Annotated in this window: 21 protein-coding genes and 1 tRNA gene; 13 read left to right on the top strand and 9 right to left on the bottom strand. The window is 71.9% G+C overall.

Features of this window, described 5'->3' with window-relative positions; translation table 11 throughout:
• Together ACZ6TI_RS28040 and ACZ6TI_RS28035 are read left to right on the top strand one after the other, a co-directional pair.
• Window positions 1-2451, top strand: coding sequence for a hypothetical protein (locus ACZ6TI_RS28040; protein WP_465348145.1), 2451 nt, complete (start codon window positions 1-3; stop codon window positions 2449-2451).
• Window positions 2452-2541: 90 nt separating this feature from the next.
• Complete coding sequence (locus ACZ6TI_RS28035) at window positions 2542-2916, top strand: hypothetical protein (RefSeq protein WP_465348144.1); 375 nt, start codon at window positions 2542-2544, stop codon at window positions 2914-2916.
• Between the two features lie 893 nt (window positions 2917-3809).
• Here ACZ6TI_RS28035 and ACZ6TI_RS28030 read toward each other — a convergent pair.
• Window positions 3810-5471 carry a copper resistance CopC/CopD family protein gene (locus ACZ6TI_RS28030; RefSeq protein WP_465348143.1) on the bottom strand — a complete coding sequence of 554 codons (1662 nt, stop codon included), beginning with the start codon at window positions 5469-5471 and terminating at the stop codon, window positions 3810-3812.
• Between the two features lie 79 nt (window positions 5472-5550).
• Here ACZ6TI_RS28030 and ACZ6TI_RS28025 point away from each other — a divergent pair, with 79 nt between their 5' ends.
• The 8 genes from ACZ6TI_RS28025 to ACZ6TI_RS27990 all read left to right on the top strand — a co-directional run bounded on the left by ACZ6TI_RS28025 (window position 5551) and on the right by ACZ6TI_RS27990 (window position 11164).
• Complete coding sequence (locus ACZ6TI_RS28025; protein ID WP_465348142.1) at window positions 5551-6099, top strand: sigma-70 family RNA polymerase sigma factor; 549 nt, start codon at window positions 5551-5553, stop codon at window positions 6097-6099.
• A gap of 69 nt (window positions 6100-6168) precedes the next feature.
• The gene (locus tag ACZ6TI_RS28020) at window positions 6169-6630 is read left to right on the top strand and encodes a MauE/DoxX family redox-associated membrane protein (RefSeq protein WP_465348402.1); all 462 of its coding nucleotides are present in this window, start codon (window positions 6169-6171) and stop codon (window positions 6628-6630) included.
• Window positions 6627-7343, top strand: coding sequence for a DsbA family protein (locus ACZ6TI_RS28015; protein WP_465348141.1), 717 nt, complete (start codon window positions 6627-6629; stop codon window positions 7341-7343). The genes ACZ6TI_RS28020 and ACZ6TI_RS28015 overlap by 4 nt, the downstream gene beginning before the upstream one ends.
• Entirely contained in the window at window positions 7340-8296 is a 957-nt protein-coding gene (locus ACZ6TI_RS28010) for a hypothetical protein (RefSeq protein ID WP_465348140.1), read from the top strand. Before ACZ6TI_RS28015 ends, ACZ6TI_RS28010 begins: the two co-directional genes overlap by 4 nt.
• Window positions 8293-8766: a thioredoxin-dependent thiol peroxidase gene (bcp, locus tag ACZ6TI_RS28005; protein ID WP_465348139.1), complete on the top strand. Its 474-nt coding sequence runs from the start codon at window positions 8293-8295 to the stop codon at window positions 8764-8766. Before ACZ6TI_RS28010 ends, bcp begins: the two co-directional genes overlap by 4 nt.
• Window positions 8767-8854: 88 nt before the next feature.
• The gene (locus ACZ6TI_RS28000) at window positions 8855-10444 is read left to right on the top strand and encodes a methyl-accepting chemotaxis protein (RefSeq protein WP_465348138.1); all 1590 of its coding nucleotides are present in this window, start codon (window positions 8855-8857) and stop codon (window positions 10442-10444) included.
• Window positions 10445-10559: 115 nt separating this feature from the next.
• A tRNA-Leu gene (locus tag ACZ6TI_RS27995) sits at window positions 10560-10642 on the top strand.
• A 60-nt stretch (window positions 10643-10702) separates the two neighbouring features.
• Window positions 10703-11164 (top strand): DUF1203 domain-containing protein, encoded by a 462-nt coding sequence (locus ACZ6TI_RS27990; protein ID WP_465348137.1) that lies wholly within the window; start codon window positions 10703-10705, stop codon window positions 11162-11164.
• Here ACZ6TI_RS27990 and ACZ6TI_RS27985 read toward each other — a convergent pair whose 3' ends face one another.
• Window positions 11165-11452, bottom strand: a complete 288-nt coding sequence (locus ACZ6TI_RS27985; RefSeq protein WP_465348136.1) for a DUF1905 domain-containing protein — start codon at window positions 11450-11452, stop codon at window positions 11165-11167. It abuts the gene before it with no gap.
• 35 nt (window positions 11453-11487) lie between these two features.
• Here ACZ6TI_RS27985 and ACZ6TI_RS27980 point away from each other — a divergent pair, with 35 nt between their 5' ends.
• On the top strand, window positions 11488-12090 hold the full coding sequence (locus ACZ6TI_RS27980) for an SAM-dependent methyltransferase (RefSeq protein ID WP_465348135.1): 603 nt from the start codon (window positions 11488-11490) through the stop codon (window positions 12088-12090).
• 5 nt (window positions 12091-12095) lie between these two features.
• On the opposite strand, the gene ACZ6TI_RS27975 is transcribed toward ACZ6TI_RS27980, so the two are convergent.
• The 4 genes from ACZ6TI_RS27975 to ACZ6TI_RS27960 are packed head-to-tail and all read right to left on the bottom strand — an operon-like array spanning window position 12096 to window position 16024.
• Window positions 12096-12902: an endonuclease/exonuclease/phosphatase family protein gene (locus ACZ6TI_RS27975; protein WP_465348134.1), complete on the bottom strand. Its 807-nt coding sequence runs from the start codon at window positions 12900-12902 to the stop codon at window positions 12096-12098.
• Between the two features lie 28 nt (window positions 12903-12930).
• Entirely contained in the window at window positions 12931-13617 is a 687-nt protein-coding gene (locus ACZ6TI_RS27970; RefSeq protein WP_465348133.1) for a nucleotidyltransferase domain-containing protein, read from the bottom strand.
• Window positions 13587-15119, bottom strand: coding sequence for a hydroxysqualene dehydroxylase (locus ACZ6TI_RS27965; protein ID WP_465348132.1), 1533 nt, complete (start codon window positions 15117-15119; stop codon window positions 13587-13589). The genes ACZ6TI_RS27970 and ACZ6TI_RS27965 overlap by 31 nt, the downstream gene beginning before the upstream one ends.
• Window positions 15120-15172: 53 nt before the next feature.
• Window positions 15173-16024, bottom strand: coding sequence for a LysR family transcriptional regulator (locus ACZ6TI_RS27960; protein WP_465348131.1), 852 nt, complete (start codon window positions 16022-16024; stop codon window positions 15173-15175).
• 81 nt (window positions 16025-16105) lie between these two features.
• On the opposite strand from ACZ6TI_RS27960, the gene ACZ6TI_RS27955 reads away from it, so the two are divergent.
• Window positions 16106-16987: an MBL fold metallo-hydrolase gene (locus tag ACZ6TI_RS27955; protein ID WP_465348130.1), complete on the top strand. Its 882-nt coding sequence runs from the start codon at window positions 16106-16108 to the stop codon at window positions 16985-16987.
• Window positions 16988-17081: 94 nt separating this feature from the next.
• Here ACZ6TI_RS27955 and ACZ6TI_RS27950 read toward each other — a convergent pair whose 3' ends face one another.
• Window positions 17082-17474, bottom strand: coding sequence for a VOC family protein (locus tag ACZ6TI_RS27950; RefSeq protein WP_465348129.1), 393 nt, complete (start codon window positions 17472-17474; stop codon window positions 17082-17084).
• A gap of 59 nt (window positions 17475-17533) precedes the next feature.
• On the opposite strand from ACZ6TI_RS27950, the gene ACZ6TI_RS27945 reads away from it, so the two are divergent.
• Window positions 17534-18052, top strand: a complete 519-nt coding sequence (locus ACZ6TI_RS27945; protein ID WP_465348128.1) for a GNAT family N-acetyltransferase — start codon at window positions 17534-17536, stop codon at window positions 18050-18052.
• Window positions 18053-18075: 23 nt separating this feature from the next.
• On the opposite strand, the gene ACZ6TI_RS27940 is transcribed toward ACZ6TI_RS27945, so the two are convergent.
• Window positions 18076-19344, bottom strand: a complete 1269-nt coding sequence (locus tag ACZ6TI_RS27940; protein ID WP_465348127.1) for a HEAT repeat domain-containing protein — start codon at window positions 19342-19344, stop codon at window positions 18076-18078.
• Window positions 19345-19403: 59 nt separating this feature from the next.
• A complete protein-coding gene (locus ACZ6TI_RS27935; RefSeq protein WP_465348126.1) occupies window positions 19404-20303 on the bottom strand; it encodes an expansin EXLX1 family cellulose-binding protein in 900 nt (299 codons plus the stop codon).
• Between the last annotated feature and the right edge of the window lie 17 nt (window positions 20304-20320).

Raw genomic sequence — 20320 nt, 5'->3', positions numbered from 1 at the left:
GTGGACGGCTTGGTGCCGGCTGTGGTCTTGGTTGCTTCGGTGTTCTTGTCGGCTGTGGATCGCTGGGTGCCGACCGTCGCCGGGTTGGCGGAAGCTTCACCGGCGGACGGTGTGGCCGCGGCCGTCGACTTGGTGGCGGTGTCGTCCCTGGACCGGGTGGTCGCGACCGGTGGTTTGGCAGCCGCCGAAGGCGACGTTCCGGTGCTGGGCACGGAGGCGGTGGATTCCGGCTTGGCGGTGGGCGTCGCGGATCCGCTCGCGGATTGCGACGTGGCGGTCGAGGACTTTGAGGTCAGCGCGGACACCGACCCGTCGCTGGGCTGCGTGGTGGCGGCCAAAGGCTTCGTAGTCGGCGCGGACACCGATCCGGAGCCGGGCTGCGCGGTGGCGAGGGTCGGATTGGCAGTGGGTGTGCGGCTCGTGGCCGCGCCGGGCGTTGCGGGGCCGGTTGTAGTGGTCGGCGCTTGCGCCGGCTGGGTGCTTGCTTGTGTGCCTGCTGAAGAGGCGGGCCGGGCCGAGGCAACGGGCGCGGCCGGCGCGGTCGCGGGTGAGGCCGTAGCGGCCTTTGCCAGTGCTGTGGAGGACTCGGTTGTGACCCTGGCGGGTTCGGTTGTCTCGGGCTGGTCGTCGGAGATCGCCTTGGCGGAGCCCGACGTTGCCGGCGCTGCGGAGCGGGAGGTCATCTCGGTGGGCGTCGCCTGCCCGGCGGGGCGCTCCGTGGTCGCTGCGCCCGCGGGCGGGGGCGGCGTGGAGCTGGTCTCGGTCGTTGCGGGAGCCGAAGTCCGTGCGGGAGGGAGCGGCTTGCCCGCGGCAGCCGGGATCAGCGCCGCCAGGCCTCGGCCCGGGATGCGCGGCTTGGCTGATTCGGGCTGGCCCGGCGACGTCGGAGCCTGCGCAGACGAGACCGGTGTGGCCGCGGCTCCTGAGTCCGGAGTCTGTGTGGAAGAAGCCGGCTTGACGGGCGCCGACGCTGCCGGGCTCTGCATGGGAGAGGAAGGCTTGACCGATCCGCTGACACCAGAGACAGCCGGCGGCTGTGCTGCGGGAAGGGGCTTCGGCGTCGAGGTGGCGGCTGTCGCCGGAACCTGCGCGGGAGAACCCGGCTTGACCGACGACGCGTCGGTCGAGGTCTCAGCGCGCGAAGCCGGCTTCACCGCGGGAGTCGCGGCCGACGCCGGAACCTGCGCTGCAGAAGCTCGCTTTGTGGACGTCGTGGTCTCTGCGAGTGATTCCGCCTTGGCCGACTCGGTTGCCGCTTTGCCTGCCGGGGATTCCGGCTTGGTCGAGGAGGTCGAAGTCGCGGGAGAGGTCGGCTGGGCCGAACCTGCCGCGCTTGACGTCGATGCCTCCGCCGAAGGGCTCGCCTTGGTAGGTGCCGTCGAGTTGGCTGCGAGGGAACCCGGTTTGGCCAGAGCGGCCGCCGCCGAAGCCGTCGGCGAAGCCGCCAGGGCCTGCGCCGATGCGCCCGGATTCGGCGAGGCGGCCGGGGTCTGGGCAGCCGAGCCCGACTTCGCCGAGGTCGACGACGACGCGGCTGAGGTCTCCGCGAGTGAGCCCGGCTTGACCGATGCTGCCGGAACCTGCGACGGAGAGTTCGGCTTGTGTGAAGGCGCCGATGCCGACGAAGAAGCCGGCTTGGTCGGCGCGGATGCCGGGTTGGTCGGCTTGGTGGTCGCGGCGGGAGCAGCGGTGGCCGGAACCTGCGCGGAGGAGGCATGCGCGGACGACGCGACCGGAGAGTTGGTGGCGGAACTCGGCGCGGACGAACCGGCCGGAGCTTGCTCGGACGAGCTCGACTTCGCCGAGCTCGATGTGGCCTGGGTCTGCGCGGCCGGGGACGACTTGGCGGTCGATGCCGGCTTCGCCGAGTCGGCCGCAGCCACACCAGACTTGGCACCGACCGACGAAGCGGCAACCGATGACGCAGTGGCCGGAGACGAAGAGGTCGGAGACGAAGAGGTCGGAGACTCGGCGGCCGCGGCCACAGCGGTCGGGGACGCGGCGGTCGGGGACGCGGGCGCCGGCGTGTTCGGCTTTGGGGTGGTGGGTGGGAGGGTCAGGCCTACCTTGCGGGACTCGGCTCGGCGCAAGCCGTTCGGCTCCCAGGTGCCGGATGGCCGGCGGTTCTCGCGGGCCAGCGCTGCCGCCGCCCGCGCCTCCGTCTCACGAGCTCGCGCCGCGGCGGTCTCTGCTACCCAGGCTTCCACCGCGGACGCCTCGAAGACCGGGGCGCCCTCGGCCGGAGTGGCCTGCTTGCGACGCGCGGGGCGGCCGAACAGCGGGTCCGATGTGGGCACCGGGCCGGAGGCGCCGACCAGGCCCGCCATTGGCGGGAGGCCGGAGGCCGAGGTGGTGCCGCCGATCAGTTCCAGTGGTTCGCCGGGGGCCTTGGTGGCGGGCGCGCGGTGGGCGCCGCCCGTGCGCGGCGGGATGGCCGTCGCTGCCGCGTAATCCGCGGCGGCCGGCGGCCCGGCCGGTGGCCACGCCAGCTGGCAGCCGCCGGCGGCCGACTGCGAGGCCGCAGCGCTAGACGTCGAGGCCATGGCGGAAGACGACGAAGCCACGGCGGAAGACGGCGAGGCGGCGGCGGAGGAGGACGGCGAGGCGGCGGCGGCCGACTGCGACGCTGCGGCGGAAGACGACGAGCCCGCGGCGGCGGCCAACGCCGCCGACGGCAAGGTGGCCGTGCGCGAACCCTGCCCCGACGCGGACGCCGCGGCCATCGAGGCCGAAGCACTGGCCAGCGAGGCCGAAGCAGCAGCGAGCGCCGCCGAAGTAGCGGAGCCGGCCGAAGACATGGAGCCGGCCGAAGACATGGAGCCGGCCGAAGAAGTAGAGCCGGCCGAAGAAGTAGAGCCGGCCGAGGATGCGGAGGCGCCGGCGAGAGCAGGCACCGGCGAGCCCACGGCAGAGTAGGAGGACAGCGAGTCGGCCAGGGTGCGGGGGCGGTTCGCTGCCGCGTGGCGGCCGCCCGTGCGGGTCAGCGGCAGCGGTGCGCCGATCGCCTTCATCAGGTCGGGGACCTGGCTGGGCTCGACCACATAGACCACCTCGCGGCGGCGGCCCGGCCAGGCCAGCACGATCATCCCGGACATCACCGTCAGGCTGCCGAGCATCAGCAGCGCCCAGGTGCTCGAGTTCAGCCAGCCGGGGCTCAGCGCCGCGGTCGCCTTCAGCTGCAGCCCGGGCTCGGCCGCCTGGTTCATGATGACCAGGCTGTAGGCGCCGTTCTCCAAGGCTTGCGGGTTCCAGTCGAGCTGGCCGTTGCCGGCGCGCATCCAGATCGTCGTGGCCGACGGCACGGTCTGGGGAGCCTGACGGCCGGTCACGCGGGACGTCTTCACCGGCAGCGCGCCGGTGCCGATGTCGACGGAGCGGACCACCGAATGCGGCACGCCGTCGAGGTAGGCCGCCGCCTCCGCGCGTGGGGCCAGGCCCACGAACGCGGGGCTGCCTCCACTGCGCACGGTCAGGCGCAGGCGGCCGTTGCCGAGGCGGGTGAACGGCGCGTCCTTGCGCAGCAGCGCGTCCACGTCGTCGATCACCACCGCGTGGCCGCTCGTGGTGATGGTCTGCACCGGGCCGCTGAACGCACCGCCCGCGTCGCGGTGCTGCATCGCGGCCCAGAGGCCCGCTCCGGCGAACAAGGCCGGCAGACCGATGGTGAGCAACAGCATGCCGAGGATCGTGCGCAGCGCCCGCATCAGCTTCTCCCCCTTCTCGGGTGTCACTGCGCAGACGATACATACCAAAAAGCCACCAAAGTGGTCAAACGGTCGCTAACAGTTCTATCGAAACGGCAACGAGGCCTAATTGATCTTGACGTCCATGCTCAGCGTGGACCGGTCGATGTCGCTGGTACGCACCGTGAAGCTCAACTTCCAGGCGCCCGACTGCGGCAGCGCGATGTCGCCCACCGCGTGGAAGTCCGTGATGCGCAGCAGCGGGATCTCGATCGGCTCGATGCTCGCCGAGGGCAGGCCGGCCGTGGCGGTCCACTCCACCACCGGCAGCGGCTTGCCGTCCGGCGTGTACGCGTAAAGGTGGATCGAGTTGTTGCCCACCGCGGCGGGGAACACGTCCACCTGCAGCGCCATCGTGTCGTTGCGGATCGTCTGGGTCACCGTCGTCGTGGTGGCGGCCTGTTCCGAGGCGGCGGCGGTGCGCGGCGGTGGCACGTTCACCAGCGCCGACGTCACGCCCAGCACGATCACGATGATGCCGAGCTCGACCAGCACCGCCCGCCGCAACCGGGGCGGGCCGGTTTCGGCGGTCTTCGCGATCACCATCCTGCGGGACCAGGCGGCCACCGCGACCGCGATGATCACGAGTCCGACCTTCACCAGGATCAGCCGGCCGTAGAGGCTGTTGACGAAGCCGGAGAACGACGACACCTCGATCAGCGCCTGCACCACGCCGGCCACCACCAGCGCCCCGACCGCGGCGGCCGCCCAGCGCGACCAGATCGGCAGGATCGCGCCCAGTTCCCGTTCGTCGGCCCGGGGCAGCAGGAACGCCACCAGCATGACCAGCCCGCCGACCCACACCGACATGGCGGCCAGGTGCACGGCGTCGACCACCACGGACACCCCGGCCACCGGCGAGGCGGTCGGGTGCCCGGTCAGCGGCCAGGTGGCCAGTGCGGCCACCCCGAGCACGCCGAGCAGCGCCAGGTCCGCCTTGGACTCGCCGCCGTCACCGCGCAGCAGCGGCCGCAGCAGGAACGCGGCCGCGGAGATCACGCCGAGCCGGACCAGCATCACCGCTCCATACGTGCTGCCGAGCACGTCCTGGAAGTCGGCGAAGGACGCCCCGAAGAAACCGGAGCCGATCGCATAGGGCGCCTGCAGCCAGAGCCCGAGCAGGGTGCTGCCGGCGATCAGCCCGAGGCCGGTCCAGACCAGCCGGGCCGGTCCGGTGCGCGACAGCCGGTGCGGCCACAGCAGCGCGAGCACCAGCACCGGGCCGACGAGCAGCACCAGTCCGGCGTACCCGAGGTATTTGCCGACCGGGATCATGGCCCGCACCACCGGGTCGATGGTCTCCGGGATCGCGTCCTCGGTCGGCGGCGCGGACGCGGCGCCGACCGAATAGGTCAGGCTGCCCGCCACCGGGTGGCTGTCCGCGGAGATCACCCGGTAGCTCACCAGATAGGTGCCCCGGCCGCCGCCGGACCGCAGCGGGATGGTGACCGAGGTGCCGGTCGACGTCGGCTCGCCCTGGTCGGCGCGCGAGCCGTCCGGGCCGAGGATCTGGATCTTGCCGGCCAGCAGCTGGATCGACTCGCTGAAGGTGAGCGTCACCTTGTTCGGCGCGTCGGGCACCACCGTGCCGTTGCTCGGGTCGCTGCCCACCAGCGCGGCGTGCGCGCTGGCCGGGGCGGCCGGGCCGAGCAGCGCCAGGAGCAGGCCGAACATGAGGCCGAGCCAGGCCGCGAGGACTCCGCGCACACGACGTCGATCACCAGACATGAAGGCAATGCTCCCCGATCACGACGACACCGCACACGGGCGGGTGGGTTTCCTGACGTACCGCGTACCATCAACGGCCGTGACGTCGGGGGAAAACGGCCGAGACGCGACCACCCTGCTCGCTCTGCGCGCGCAGGCCGGCGACGCCGGCGCGCAGGCCGACTTCGTCCGCGCGACCCAGGCGGAGGTCTGGCGCTTCACCGCCGCGCTGGTCGATCCCGGCGCCGCCGACGACCTGACGCAGGAGACCTATCTGCGGGCGTTCCAGGCGCTGCCCCGCTTCGAAGCGCGCTCCGGCGTGCGCACCTGGCTGCTCGGCATCGCGCGGCGGACCTGCGCGGACCATCTGCGCGGGGTGGTGCGCCGGCGGCGGTTGTCGCTGCGGCTGGCGGCGAACGCGTGGACCGCGACCCCGCAGCCGGAGCCGGGTCAGCGGATGAGCGCGGCGGATCTGCTGAGCCGGCTCGGCGAGGATCGGCGGACCGCGTTCGTGCTGACCCAGATGCTCGGGCTCTCCTATGCGGAGGCGGCCGAGGTCGAGGGGGTGCCGGTCGGCACCATCCGGTCGCGCGTGGCCCGGGCCCGCGACGAACTGGTGACCGCGGTCACCCAGGCGGAAGCCAGCTGATTTCCAGGCAACCCCCAGCCGGATTCGGGGAACCTCGCCGGTAGGTCCGCCGACTAACCGGGCGTGAAGATGGCGTGGGTCTCGACCGCCGCCCGGCTCGGCCTGGCCGCGGTGTGGATCGTCGCGGGCGGGCTCAAGGTGACCGACCTGGCCGCCTCGGGGCGTGCGGTGAACGCGTACCGGTTGATGCCGTTCTCGGCGGCCCAGGTGGTCGGCGCGGTGCAGCCGTTCCTGGAGATCGCGCTCGGCCTGCTGCTGCTGATCGGCCTCGCGGTGCGGCTGAGCGCGGGCATCTCGGCGGTGCTGCTGGTGCTTTTCATGGCCGGGATCGTCAGTGCCTGGGCGCGCGGGCTGCAGATCGACTGCGGCTGCTTCAGCAAGGGCGGCGACCTGAGCGCGGGGCAGAGTCCGGCCTATCTGTGGGAGCTGGCGCGCGACGCCGGCTTCCTCGTGCTCGCCGGGATCCTGCTGTGGCGGCCGCGGACCCGGATCTCGATGGATGGCGTGCTGATGGGAGTGGGATCGCGATGAGCAAGGGAACGAAGCAGCGCGTCGCCGCGAAGCGGATCGTGGAGCAGCAGAAGGCGGCGGAGAAGCGCCGCAGGACCACCGTGTGGACGTCGGTGGCGGTGGTCGCGGTGCTGCTGATCGCGGGCCTGATCGGCTACGGCGTGTATTCGAGTCAGAAGCAGGACACCGCGACCGGAGCGAACCCGGCCAGTGCGGTGGACGACGGGACGGCGTTCGCGGCCGGCACCGGGCCGGTCACCATCGACATCTACGAAGACTTCATGTGCCCGGTCTGCCGCCAGTTCGAGACCGAGTCCGGCGCCGCCTTGCAGCAGCTCATCGCGGCGAACAAGGTAACCGTTCGCTATCACCCGATCGCGATCCTGGACGGCGCCTCGAACGGCAATGAGTATTCGACGCGCGCGGCGGGTGCGGCGGCCGCGGCGGCGGAGGCGGGCAAGTTCGTGCAGTATCACCAGGTGCTCTTCGACAATCAGCCGGCCGAGGGCAGCGACGGCCTGGACAACGCCAAACTGGTCGAGCTCGGCGAGTCGGCCGGCCTCACCGACAGCTCGTTCCGCGATGCGGTGACCGGCGGGACCTATCGCAACTGGGCCACCCGGGCCACCGAGACGGCCTCCTCGCGTGGCGTCTCGTCCACCCCGACGGTGCTGGTCAACGGCACCAAGCTCGCCAATCCGACCCCTGCCGAGCTGCAGAAAGCGGTCGGGTGAGACGTGCGCTCCTGATCGTCGCGGTGGTGGCCGGGGCACTCGTCCCGGCCGCACCCGCTTCCGCGCACGGCGGCGACACCCCGGATTCCACTTCCTTCCGCACGCGGGTCAGCGGCGTCACTCCCGCGTTGCCCGGTCTCTCGGTGACCACCATCGAGGCCGGCGCGCGCCTGGAGCTGACCAACGACACCGGGCGGACGGTGGAGGTGCTCGGCTACTCCGGTGAGCCCTATCTGGAGGTGCGGCCGGACGGGGTGTTCGAAAACTTGCGGTCGCCGGCCGCGTACCTGAATCGAACTCTGGACGGCGAGACCCCGGTGCCGGCGGACGCCGATCCCACCGTGCCCCCGCAGTGGCGCCACGTGTCGGCGGATCGCACCGCGCGCTGGCACGACCAGCGCACGCATTGGATGAGCGCCGGGCTGCCGCCGTCCGCGGCGGCCGACCCGTCGTCGGCGCACCGGATCAGGTCGTGGAGCGTGCCGTTGCGGCAGGGGGCGGCAGCTCTCGAATTGCGCGGGACGCTGGATTACCTGCCGCCACCGCGGCCCTGGCTCTGGTGGGGCGGCGCAGCGATCCTGGCGATCGTGGTCTTCCGATGGCCGTCGTTCGCCGGGGCGGTGGCCGGGGTGGGACTGATCGCTTACGCGACATTTCGGACACTGGACGCGCCCGCGCCGGCGCTCACCTACGCCATCGGCCTGGTGGGCGTTTTGTCGGCTTTCGCGAGACGATCACCCTTCCTGCTGACGCTCTCCGGCGCGCTGATCGCGATCTTCGGCGGCCTGGTCGACGTGGGTGTCTTCCGGGCCGCGGTGGTGCCGGTCGCCGGGCCCTCGTGGATCGCCCGGGTCGCCGTGCTGACCGCCGTCGGCGCCGGGCTGGGCATGGCCGCGGCCGGGATCCACCGGCTCCGGAAAGTGTCGGAGGCCGGGGCTAAGGTCGAGGCATGACCGACTCCCGGCTGGCTCACGGCGACGCCGCGCCCGACTTCACGCTCCCGACCGACAACGGCGACAGCCTCTCGCTCAAGGATCTCCGCGGGCGCAAGGTGGTGCTTTATGCATATCCCGCCGCGATGACGCCCGGCTGCACCACCCAGGCGTGCGACTTCCGTGACTCGCTGGCCTCCCTGCAGGGCGCGGGTTATGAGGTGGTCGGCATCTCCCCCGACCCGCCGGCCAAGCTGGCCAAGTTCCGCGAGCGTGACGCGATCACGTTCCCGCTGGTCAGCGACGAGGACAAGAGCGTCCTGACGGCATATGGCGCGTGGGGTGAAAAGCAGCTCTATGGCAAGACGGTGACCGGGGTGATCCGCTCCACGTTCGTGATCGACGAGGACGGCGCCATCGACAAGGCGCTCTACAACGTGAAGGCCACCGGGCACGTCGCCAAGCTGCGGCGAGACCTGGGCATCGACTGAGCCACAGCGCCGCCGATCGCTTCGTTCTCCATCGGGGCTGCCGATAGGACGGGTAACACACCGCCCCGACAGCCCCGGGAGACCGCCAATGTCTGGTCCGCTGCGCAATCTGCCGGTCGCCCAGAAGCTGTTCGTCAGCTTCGGCGTGCTGTGCGTCTCGATGATCGCCATCGGGGCCACCGGGCTCGCCGAGGTGCAGAGCGCGGACCAGCGGCTGGAGCACGTCTACCGCTCCAACCTGCAGGCCACCGAGCTGATCGGGCAGGTCCGGGCCGATGTGCAGCAGGCGCGCGCGCTCACCGCCACGCTGGTGCTGCACTCCCCCGCCGCCGACGTGGGAAACATCGAGCAGGCCATCCGCCAGCTCGACCACACGATCGACAGCACCTGGCAGCAGTACACCGCGATCGACATGATCGGCCGCGAGGCGGACCGTGACTCGTTCGCCACCGCGCTGGCCGGCTACCGCAAGGCGCGCGACGGGTCGCTGGTCCCGGCCGCCAAGGCGAACAACCTGGACCGTTTTCTGTCCGCGCAGGGCGGTCAGGCGGACCCGTTCGCCAACGCGATGACCGCGTCGCTGAACAACCTGGCCCGGTTCGAGGACACCGCCGCCCAGCAGCAGATGGCCGCCGCCCGTTCGGCCGCGAAGCAAGCCCAGGTCGTGGTCGGCGTGCTGATCGGCGCCGGCCTGCTGATCGCGCTGGTGCTCGCGGTGGTGGTCGGCAACGCGCTGTCCCGCCCGCTGCGACGCACCGTCGAGGTGCTCGAGGGCCTCGCCGAGGGCCGGCTGGACCAGCGGCTCGACGTGCCCGGCCGGGACGAGGTGGGCCGGATGGCCGGCGCGCTGAACACGGCGCTCGACCGGCTGACCGGCACCCTGCAGGGGATCAACGGCAACGTGGCAACGCTCGCATCGTCCTCCGAGGAGCTGACCGCGGTGGCCGGGCAGATGAGCTCGTCCGCGGCCCGCTCGGCCGGTCGCGCCAACGCGGTCTCCGCCGCGTCCGCCCAGATCAGCAGAAACATCGCCACCGTGTCGGCGGGCGCCGAGGAGATCGGCAGCTCGATCGTCGAGATCGCGCGCAGCACGGCCAGCGCGGCCGAGGTGGCCGGCACCGCGGTGCGGGTCTCCGGCGAGGCCGGCGCGATCCTGAACAAGCTCGGCGTCTCGTCCGCGGAGATCGTCTCGGTCGTCAAGATCATCACGTCGATCGCGGCGCAGACCAACCTGCTGGCGCTGAACGCGACCATCGAGGCGGCCCGGGCCGGTGCGGCCGGCAAGGGCTTCGCGGTCGTCGCCGGCGAGGTCAAGGAACTGGCCCAGGAGACCGCGCGGGCGACCGAGGACATCCGCACCCGGGTCGGCGCGATCCAGACCGACTCGGCCGCGGCGGTGTCCGCGATCGAGGAGATCGGCGCGGTGATCGACCAGATCAACGAGACGCAGACCGCGATCGCGGCGGCGGTCGAGGAGCAGACCGCGACCACCAACGAGATGGGCCGCAACGTCGGCGAGGTCGCGGCGGGCACCGGCGAGATCTCGGCGAACATGGCCGAGGTCGCGGAGGCCGCCGCGGAGACCACCGGCGCGGCCACACACACCGCGGCGGCCGCCGACGAGCTCGCCACGGTGGCGGCCGATCTGCAGAAGAGCCTGGCGATGTTCCGCTATTGAGTGGAGATGTCGCGCCGACCCACGGCGGCTGTCATGCGGCGCAGACCCGCGAGGCGGCCGCCGTGGCTCGTCCCCTGCCTGCTTGCGTCGAGGGTTGTCTAGACTTCTCTCGCCGGCGGGAGTGGCGGAATGGCAGACGCGAAGGTCTTAGGAGCCTTTGTCCGTGAGGGCGTGGGGGTTCGAGTCCCCCCTTCCGCACCGAAATGCGACGTCCGATGCCCGCCAGACTCGGGTGGGCATCGGCTGCAGGATCGAAGCATGACCTACACCATCAACGCCCTGCCGCCCGAGGTCCTCGACGACGTCCGCGGTCGCGGCCTGGATGTGTCCGGCAACCCGGTCGAGCACGCGGTCGCCACCGGCGGCGAGCCGCTGCGATGCTGCCTGCGAGACGCCACGCCGGGCGAGGCCCTGATCCTGTTCGGCTATGAGCCGCCGCTGCCGCCCAGCCCCTATCGCGAGGTGGGCGCGGTGTTCGCGCACGCCGAGGCGTGCGCCGGCCCGGCGAACGCCCACCCCTACCCCGCCGACTGGTACGGCCGCAAGCAGGTCCTGCGCGCCTACGACGACCGCGGCTGGATCCACCCGGCCAGCCGCCAGCACGACGGCAGCGACCCGGAAGCCCTGCTCAACGCCATGTTCGAGGACCCGGCGGTGGCGCAGATCCACAGCCGCAACATCGCCTACGGCTGCTTCATGTTCACCGCGACCCGGGCCTGATCAGACGTCGATGGTCAGCCGGATCGTGACCACGTCGCCGACGTCGACGCCCTCGGTCCTGCGCACCTTGGCCTTGAGCGGCACGATGTAGCCGCCGTTCTTGGGCCAGAGCGCCGTCGTCCACTCGGTGCCACCCATCCGCACGGCCGCCGGAATCATCCCCCAGCCATAGGTGACCTGCGACGATGCCGCCTCCAGCGCGGCGCTCTCCTCCTCCGGCACGGTCACGAAGTGGTGCGGCGCCGGCCCGCGCCACTCCCAGACCTCACCGGTGAACTCCAGGTCCATGCGGATCACCATATTCGCTACGGCAGAATCGCGGCGTGGCAAGAACTCAGGGTGACGCCCAACCGCCGGAGGCCTCGGTCTCCCTCGACTACTTCATCGGGCTCTACCTCGCCAAGGACGATCCGTGGGATCTCGCGACCAAGTGGCACGACCAGCGTAAATACGCGGTGACCATGGCCAGCCTGCCGCGCGCTCGATACCGCTCGGGTTACGAGCCGGGCTGCTCGATCGGCCTGCTGACCCGCATGCTCGCCACCCGCTGCGACGAGCTCCTGGCGGTGGACAGCGTCGAGTCGGCCGTGGCGCAGACCCGGGACCAGATCAAAGACCTCCCCGGCGTACGCGCGGAGCTCGCCACGTTGCCCGCCGACCTGCCGGACGCCACCTTCGACCTGATCGTCATCGGCGACCTGCTCTATTACCTGAGCGCGCCGGACCTGCAGGCCACCGTGGACGGCCTGGTCGAACGCCTGGAACCGGGCGGCGACCTGGTCTCGGTGCACTTCCGCGACCGGGAGAACAGCGGCAACTACGACGGTTTCAACGTGCACGCCGAGCTGGCCGCCCGGCCCGGCCTGACCAGGGTCGTGCACCACGAGGACGAGTGGTTCGTGCTGGACGCCTTCCGGGCCGGCTGACCCGGTCAGTCCGGCGGCACCAGGTCGGCGGCGACACCGAAGTGGTCACTCGCCCACACGCCGCCGACCGGCCGGTCCAGCACCCGGAAGCAGTCCTCGATCCGCAGCGTGGGGCCCCACTGGTCGTAGCGGACGAAGAGGTAGTCGATGCGGCGGCCGATCTCGAACCGGATGCTGCCCAGCGCCCGCAACGGGTTCTCCGGCACGAAGGTGTGCCCGCCGGCCACGCCGTGCACGCTCTCCCAGGCGTCGCGATAGACGACGCTGAGGTCGCCGAGCGCCTGCCGGCCGGACCAGAACCGGACCACCGACGAGTCCGGGGTGCTGTCGAAGTCGCCGGCCAGCAGCACGTGCGCCGGCTCCTGATCGCGCACGGCGTCTTCCACGAGTCCGGCCGTGACCCGGGCCTGCAACTCGCGCTCGTGCGCCAGGTGGAACTGCCACGACGGCTTGAAGTGCACCAGCAGCACCCGGCCGTCCGGGGTGTCGATGCCGGCCAGCGCCACGCTGCCGATCCACGGCTCGTCCCGGTGCACCCGCGGCGTCACGTGCAGGAACTCCTGGCGTACGTCGGTGATCGGCCAGCGGCCGGCGATCGAGGCGCCCACCCCGTCCGGGGTGCGGCCCTGCTGGTGCAGCACGTGGTAGCCGTCGCCGAGCAGGTCGGCGACCTGGTCGTAGTCGTCCGTCACCACGGTCTCCTGGAAGACCGCGAGGTCCGGTGCGAGCCGGCGCAGCTCGTCGGCGAGCACCTCGCGCCGCGCGGTCCAATCCCCGAGCCGGCCCAGGATGTTGAAGGTGAGTAGGCGCATGATGCCGAGGTTTCCCGGCGCCGCGGCGCTAAACCCGAGCGGCCGCCGCCACCGTGCGCCGGGTGTCGCGCCAGGCGATCCAGGCGACCCGCAGGCGCGGGGATCGCGCGGTGCCGCCGCGGCGGCGGGAGCGCAGCTGGGCGATCAGCCAGCGGGGCGCGGCGGCCTGCTCGACAGCCTCCGACTTGGTCAGCAGCGTGCCGTGCGCCAGCGTGTGCCGGCCGCGCGCCATCGACGTCAGGCTCAGATCGGCCATGTCGGGGTCGCGCCACAGCCACGGCCGCTTCGCCGCCCAGGCCCAGTAGCCGGTCAGCTCGGCGCGGGCGGCCGCGCGCAGGTCGTCGTCGGTCATCGCGGGGAACAGCTCGCGCGGCGACTGGCCGAAGACCGCGTACCCGTGCCGGACCAGCTCGGCCCGGGTCACGCCGGAGAGGATGCGCTCGACCTGCACGCCGTGTGTCCACGTCGGATGCTCGGCGGCGGGGTCCAGCCGGGTGCTCTCGTCCACATAGACGCAGCCCAGCTTGAGGGCCGGTGCGAAGCCGTCGTGGATCGCGGTGATCGCCGCGCGGTCGACCGGACCGGTCACGATCGCCACCAGGTCGAGGTCGCTGACCCCCTCGATGTGGTCGCCGGTGGCCAGCGAACCGGCCACGAGCAGGTCACTGACCCACCCGAGAGACTTCAGTTGCCTGCCGAACTCCTCGACGACCATCCCGACAGGTTACGTGCCAGCAAACCCTTCGGCGCCACGGACAGCACGGGTTCCGGGCCGGCGCCGTGCCGTTCCAGGATCGCGTTGACGGCCAGCACCGCCGAGGCCGCGGCGCGTTCCATCAGGGCGGCCGGGAACGGCATCCGGACCCAGTCGCCGGCCAGGAAGAGTCCGTCCGCCTCGGTCCGCACGCCGGGGCGGGTGGCGTCGCTGCCGAGCCCGAAGGCGGGCGCGTCCCGGCCGACCCGCTCCTCGGCCTCCAGGATGGACATCCCGGCCGTCTCCGGCCACAGGTTGCCGAGCTCGGCCCACATCCGCTTGGTGAGCTCGGTGGCGTCGACCCCGTCCGGCGCGGCATAGGCGTGCAGTTCGACCACCGCGCCGCGATGCCGCCGCGCCCACTGCCCGGCGGCCCGCTCGACGCGGTGATAGAGCGTCACCGAGTCCAGCGTCGGCTCCTGCGCGACGCTGGTGAAGATGCTGCGTTCCGGTGCGAAGTCGCGATCGGTCCAGAGCCGGCTGACCGCGTACGGCGGGGCGGTCCGCAGGCTGCCCAGTTGCGCGGCCAGCGCCGGGGTGAGCGCCGGGGACGCCGCCGCGAGGTCACGCGCGGATCCCGGATCGGCGGCCAGCACGACGTGATCGGCGGCCAGCGTGGCGCCGCCGCGGAGGATCACCTTCCAGCCGGGCTCGATCCGATCGACGGCGACGCCGGTGCGGATCTGCCCGCCGAGCGCCTGCAGCTGCTCGGCCAGCGGCCCCCAGATCGCGGTCTGGTAGTCCTGCGTCGGCGCGTCGAAGTCGAGCCCTTCGGGATTGCGCAGGAAGTAGAAGTGGAACTGCATGATCATCTCGGCCGCGGACATGTCCTCCTGGTGGTTGAAGAAGGAGTGCGCGAAGACGTCGAAGAGGTTGGCCCGCGCCCGGGCCGGCATCCCCAGCGCGTCGAGGAAGTCCTTGGCCGAGACCTGGTCGAACTCCCGGTAGGTCTGGTCGGCCGAGAAGCTCAGCAGCGGCATGGCGGCCCGGCCGTCCACCCCGCGCAGCTCGCGCAACCGCAGGCTGGGTGACCGGACGACCAGCGTGAGCAGGTTGAGCGGCGGCCGCTTGGGCAAGCCGGAGAAGTTCTCCTCGGGCCATTGCCGCGAGATGACCGGGTAGCGCCCGGCCGGCCGCAGGAACGACAGCGCGGGGTCGATCCGGCGCAGCACGTTGTGCCAGTTGTAGTACTGCCGGAAGAAGCCGTGGAAGCCGTGCTCCACCATCTGGCGCGAACCGTCGGCCATGGTGCGCGGCCAGGCCGAGAGCCGGCCGCCGAGCTGCCCGGCGGCCTCCACCAGGGTGACGGCGACGCCTCGCTCGGCGAGCAGCAGCGCCGCAGTGGTGCCGGCGATGCCGCCGCCGATCACCACGGCCCGCACGCTTGGCTCGACCAGCCGCGGCAGCTCCGGCCGGGCGCGGACGTGGTGATGGGCACGGCGGCTGCTCAGCTTGGGCGTCACGCCGAAATGTTAGCGGCATTCGACGCAGTAATCGACGCAAGAGCAGGCATCGTCTAGTGGACCTGATAGACGGCGGCGGCGATGGTCACGAAGGACCGGACCAGGGGCGTGTCGGTGCGCCAGGCCACCACCAGCGGGCTCGGCGGCATGTCGAGCAGCGGCACGACGGTCAGGCTCTCCGGCAGCGCGAACGGGACCATCGGGGTCAGACCGACGGTGCCGTTCCACAGCACCGCTTGCAGGCACTCGCCGATCGTGCGCACCACCGGGCCCTCGCGCGGCGCCTCGGCGTTCCAGTAGCCGCACCACAGCGGGTCGGTTCCCTCCGGGAACTGAAACCATCGCCGGTCGGCCAGGTCGGCGATGCGCAAGCTGTCGCGACGGGCCAGGACATCATCGGTACGCAGCACCGCACCGACCGGATCACGGCGGAGCACGTGCACCTCGAGCCCGGTGTCGTCGAACGGCGCCCGGGTGAGCGCGACGTCGACCAGCGCCGCCCGCAGCCCGGCGGACGGGTCGCTCAGGTCGGCCTCGCGCACGTGCACCCGCACGCCGGGGTGGCGCTGCCGGAAGGCGCCGGCGAGCAGGGTGCCGGGCTCTTCGGCGCTGTCGGACAGCGTACCCATGGAGATCGTGGCCGGACCGGCCGCGGCCGCGACCCGGACGCGGATCTGCTCGCTCTGTTCGAGCAGCGACCGGGCCTCGTCGAGCAGCGCACGACCGGCCGCGGTGAGCTGGACGCCGGCCGGCGAGCGCTCGAGCAGCACCGCGCCGAGGTCGGTCTCGAGCTGTTTGATCGCGCGGCTCAGCGGCGGCTGCGTCATGTGCAGCCGGGCGGCGGCGCGACCGAAGTGCGACTCCTCGGCGACGGCCACGAAGTAGCGCAGGGAGCGAAGGTCCATCAGCAGCGACGATACCGTCGCGGTATCGGGGGAAGGCGATCGGTCTTGGACGCCGGCCGCCCGCCGCGCTGGACTCGGACCATGACGATCGTGGAAATCGAAGACGTCCGGACGCTGGCCGACGACCTGGTCGTGATCCCCAACCGCGGGGTCGATCTGGTGCCCAACATCGGCGTCGTCGGCGGCCGGGACGCGGTGCTGGTGATCGACACCGGGATGGGCCCGCGAAACGCCGAGAAGGTGCTGAAGTACGCCACAGACCAGGCCGGCGGGCGCAAGCTCTTCCTGACCACCACGCACTTCCATCCCGAGCACGCGTTCGGCGCCGCGACCTTCGCCGGCGCCGCGACCTACGTCGTGAACCGGGTGCAGGCCGACGACCTGGCGACCCGGGGGCAGGGCTATCTGGGGATGTTCCGCGGACTCGGGCCGGAGATCGCGAAGCAGCTGGACGGCGTCGAGATCCCCGCGCCGGACGTGATCTACGACGGGACGACGGACCTGGATCTGGGCGGGCGGACCGTGCGGCTGCGGGCGACCGGCCGCGGGCACACCCGGGGCGACCAGGTGATCACGGTGCCGGACGCGGGCGTGCTGTTCACCGGCGACCTGGTGGAGACCGGGCAGTTCGCGATCTTCCCGTGGTTCCCGCCGCACGACGTCGACGTGTCCGGGCTGGGCTGGATCGAGGTGCTGGCGCGGTTGATCGCGTCGGCGCCGCGCATCGTGGTGCCCGGGCACGGCGACGTCGGCGGGCCGGAGTCGCTGACCACCGTGCTCGACTATCTGGAGCTGCTGCGGGACGAGACGTGGGCCCGGCGGGACGTCGACGAGGTGCGCGAGCTGCTGATCGCCCGGCACCCCGAGTGGGCCGGACGCGAGTGGATCGACCGCGGCTTCGAGGCGCTGTCCACCGAGCGCGATCCGGCCGCCGGAGTTTCCGGCATCCCGGCCGGCGGGTAAGCGTCGACTATGGACAAACCGGAGGCCGGCGGCGCACGATCGGCATCCTTGTTCTGACGGCTCTGGTCGTGGCGCCGCGCCGGTTCTTCGGCGGCTAGCTGGTCGCGGCGGCCTCGGCCACGCTGCGGAGGATGCAGAACTCGTTGCCCTCGGGGTCGGCCAGCACCACCCAGCCGCCGCCGTTCGGTTTGCGGAGGTCGTCGACCTCGGTCGCGCCGTGTGCGAGGAGGCGGGCCAGTTCCGCGTCTCGGGTGCCCTCGACCGGGCGCAGGTCGAAGTGGATGCGGTTCTTGACCTGCTTCTTGTCCGGCACCTCGATGAACAGGATGCGGTGCCGCCCGTCCGGCGAGATGATCACGCACTCCTCGTGGCCCGGCTCGTTCGGGTCGTCGGGATCCTCGGCATAGGCGAGCACCCCCTCCCACCAGCGGGACAGCCGGAAGGCGTCGGTGCAGTCGACGGTGGTGTGTGACACGAAAGACGTCATGACGGTCACCACACCAGAGCGGCAGGCGGTGGGCAACCGAGTAACGCCAAGATGGAGGTATGGCGCTCTCCCTCGAGCTCGACCCGGAGTTGACCACCGAGCTGCGTGAGCAGATCGTGAGCCTGTGGGTGGAGGTGACCAACTCCGGCGGGGCGGTCGGGTTCGTGCCACCGGTGACCGACCGAGAGGTGCGGCCGACCGCCGAGGGCGCGGTCGCCGCGGTCGTCGCGGGCGGCGACCACCTGATCGCCGGGTTCGACGACGGGCGGCTGGTGGCGTTGCTCTTCATCGCCGACAACGGCCACCGGCTCAAGGACCATTGGCGCACGCTCAAGCGGGTGATGGTCGCACCGGGCAGCCAGGGGGCGGGCCATGGCGCGGCGCTGATGCGCGAGGCCGAAGGGGTGGCCCGCAAGATGGGGCTGGACGCACTGCAGGTGACCGTGCGCAGTGGGAGTGGCACCGAGAGGTTCTACGAGCGCCTGGGCTACCGCGAGGTGGGCCGGGTTCCGGCGGCACTGCGGGTGTCCCCCGGCGACGACCGCGACGAGATCATCATGTGGCTCGAGATCCGCTGACCGGCAGAGCCGGCCGGCACGACTCAGGCGGTTATCGCTGCGAGAGTCGACCGGAGGACGGCGGTGGTGTGCCACGGCTTGGTGGTGGCCGGGTCCTCGTTCGCCTCCAGCAGCGTGAGGATGCGGCGCAGCTCGGGCTCCAGCGGTGCGGCGTCCCGTCCCCAGCTCGCCAAACCCTGGATCAGGTTGCCCAGTTGGCCTTCGCCCCGGGGCACCAGCGCCAGGCGCTCGGCCACCGTCGGCAGCAGATCCGCTGCGTAGGCGCGCATCCCGCTGATCAGGTGACCTGGGAACATCGGCAACCGGGTCCGGCTGATCATCGCCCGCAGGGCCGGCAGACAGCGGGGGTCGCCGGCCCGGGCGAGGGCCCGGGCCGCCTCCTCACGGATGTCGCGATCCGGATCGGAGAGAGCCGCTGCCAGCGCGTCCGCCGCCGGACGGGCGACGCCGCCGGGCAGGCCCGCGAGGGACTTCGCCGCGCCGGACCGCACGGTCACCGGCGTGCCGGGGTCCACCAGCACGTCGCCGATCATCTCGATGAGCCGGCCGGCCGTCGCGGAGCGGGGTTCCGCGGGCAGCCCGCCGTCCCGGGTGAAGACGTTGTGCACGGTCTCGGCGAGGAGCGACTCGAAGCCGCGCGGCCGCACCGGCTGCTCGGCCAGGCGCCGCAGAAACGCCAACCGGTCGAGGTCGCTGCCGTGGAGCGACTCGACGGCCGCGTCGGACGCACGGCTCCAGCCCCGGCCCCACAGGTCCACCCAGGCCTGACCGCCGTCCGCCAGCGCCTCGGCGAGCGCGTCCAGCACCGCCTCGGGCACCGGCTCGTCCGCCCGCCAGCGGGCCTCGGCCCAGCCCAGCGCGGTGCTGAAGCGCACCACCGGATCCTCGTGCGCGAGGCATTCGAGCAGCCAGTCCCGGGCCGGTGGCAGATGGTTCCCGAGGTTGGTGGCGGCGAGCATGATGCCGGCCCGGGTCGGCGGATCATCCTCGTCGGCGAGCCGGTCGCGCAGCGCCGGAACGATGACGGCCGCGTCGGGCCAGGAATAGCCGAGCACATGCGTGGTCATCCGCCGGACTTCCGGATCGGAGTGCCGCAGCCGCGGCAGCAACCGCACCGGGCCGGTGTCCGCCGCCGCGCGCACCATCTCGACCCAGTCCTCGACCGGCGGCAGATCCAGGTCGGCCAGAAGCGCGCGCATGCCACGCCCGCTGGCCTCGTCCGGCTCGTCGAAGGCGCCGGGGTCCCAGGCGGACCAATACCGGCACAGCGTGGTGTAGGCAGCCTGGTCCATGCCGACCAGAATGCGCCATCCGCGCCGCCCGGCCACACGGGCGTCCGGAAACGGCCGGGCTACCCGCAGGACTTGGCGGCGAGCGCGGGGGCGACCACCGGCGCGGGCTCGGAGGTGACGACCGCGGATTCCAGGAGCGGCGCTTCCGTGGAGGGTGAGACCGACGGAGAAGGCGACGGGGACGAGGAGGGGGACGGCTTCTTCTTGGGCTTCGGCTTCGGCGCGGCCGCCACGGTGGTGCCGCCCGAACCACCGGAAGCGCGCACCGACGTCTTCTGGGTCACGCCGGGCTTCATCTTGATGCCGGAGAGCGTCTTCGTGGTCCCGTACGCATCAGTGATCTTGATCGTGAAGGGGCCGGACCCCGCGCCGCCATCGATGATCCAGTAGTTGAAGTCGGTGCGCAGTGCGGACTTGAACGAGCCGCCGCCGCTGGACACCTTCACCGAGGTCAGCGGGTTGGCGTGGTGGTCGATCAGCGCCGCGAACCAGTATCGCGACGAGCCCTCCTTGAGCCGCACGGTCAGCGCGCCCGGCACCGAGGGCGAGCGCACCTTCTTGAAGGAGATCGGCACGATCCCGTCGATCTCGTTCGCGATCTTCTTGAACGCGGTCCGGCTCAGGTCGATGTGCCCGGCCTCGCAGGGCGGGCACGAGTCGATCACCTTGACCCGCACCTTGCCCTTCGGACCGGTGACGTCCAGATAGCCGCCGCACGCCGCGCCGCCGTCGTAGTCCGCCTCGCCGAGCGCCACGAACAGGTCGTCGGCCGGCGCGCTGGGGAACGAGCAGTTGCCGGTGCCGCCGTTCAGGTCGTAGAAGGTGGCCTTCGACCCGGCGGCCGCGGCGCACGCGGGGTCGCCGTGGTTGAGCAGCATGGCGATGCCGACGATGCCGGCGAGGACGATCGCGCCACCGGTGGTGAGCCAGCGGGGGGACAGAAGTCGGTGTGCGGTCACGACGAAGGATCCTTCGG

Source organism: Actinoplanes sp. NPDC051388, assembly GCF_055586225.1.
The sequence above is the reverse complement of the archived record's forward strand: the minus strand, read 5'-3'. Positions and strand labels throughout refer to the sequence as shown.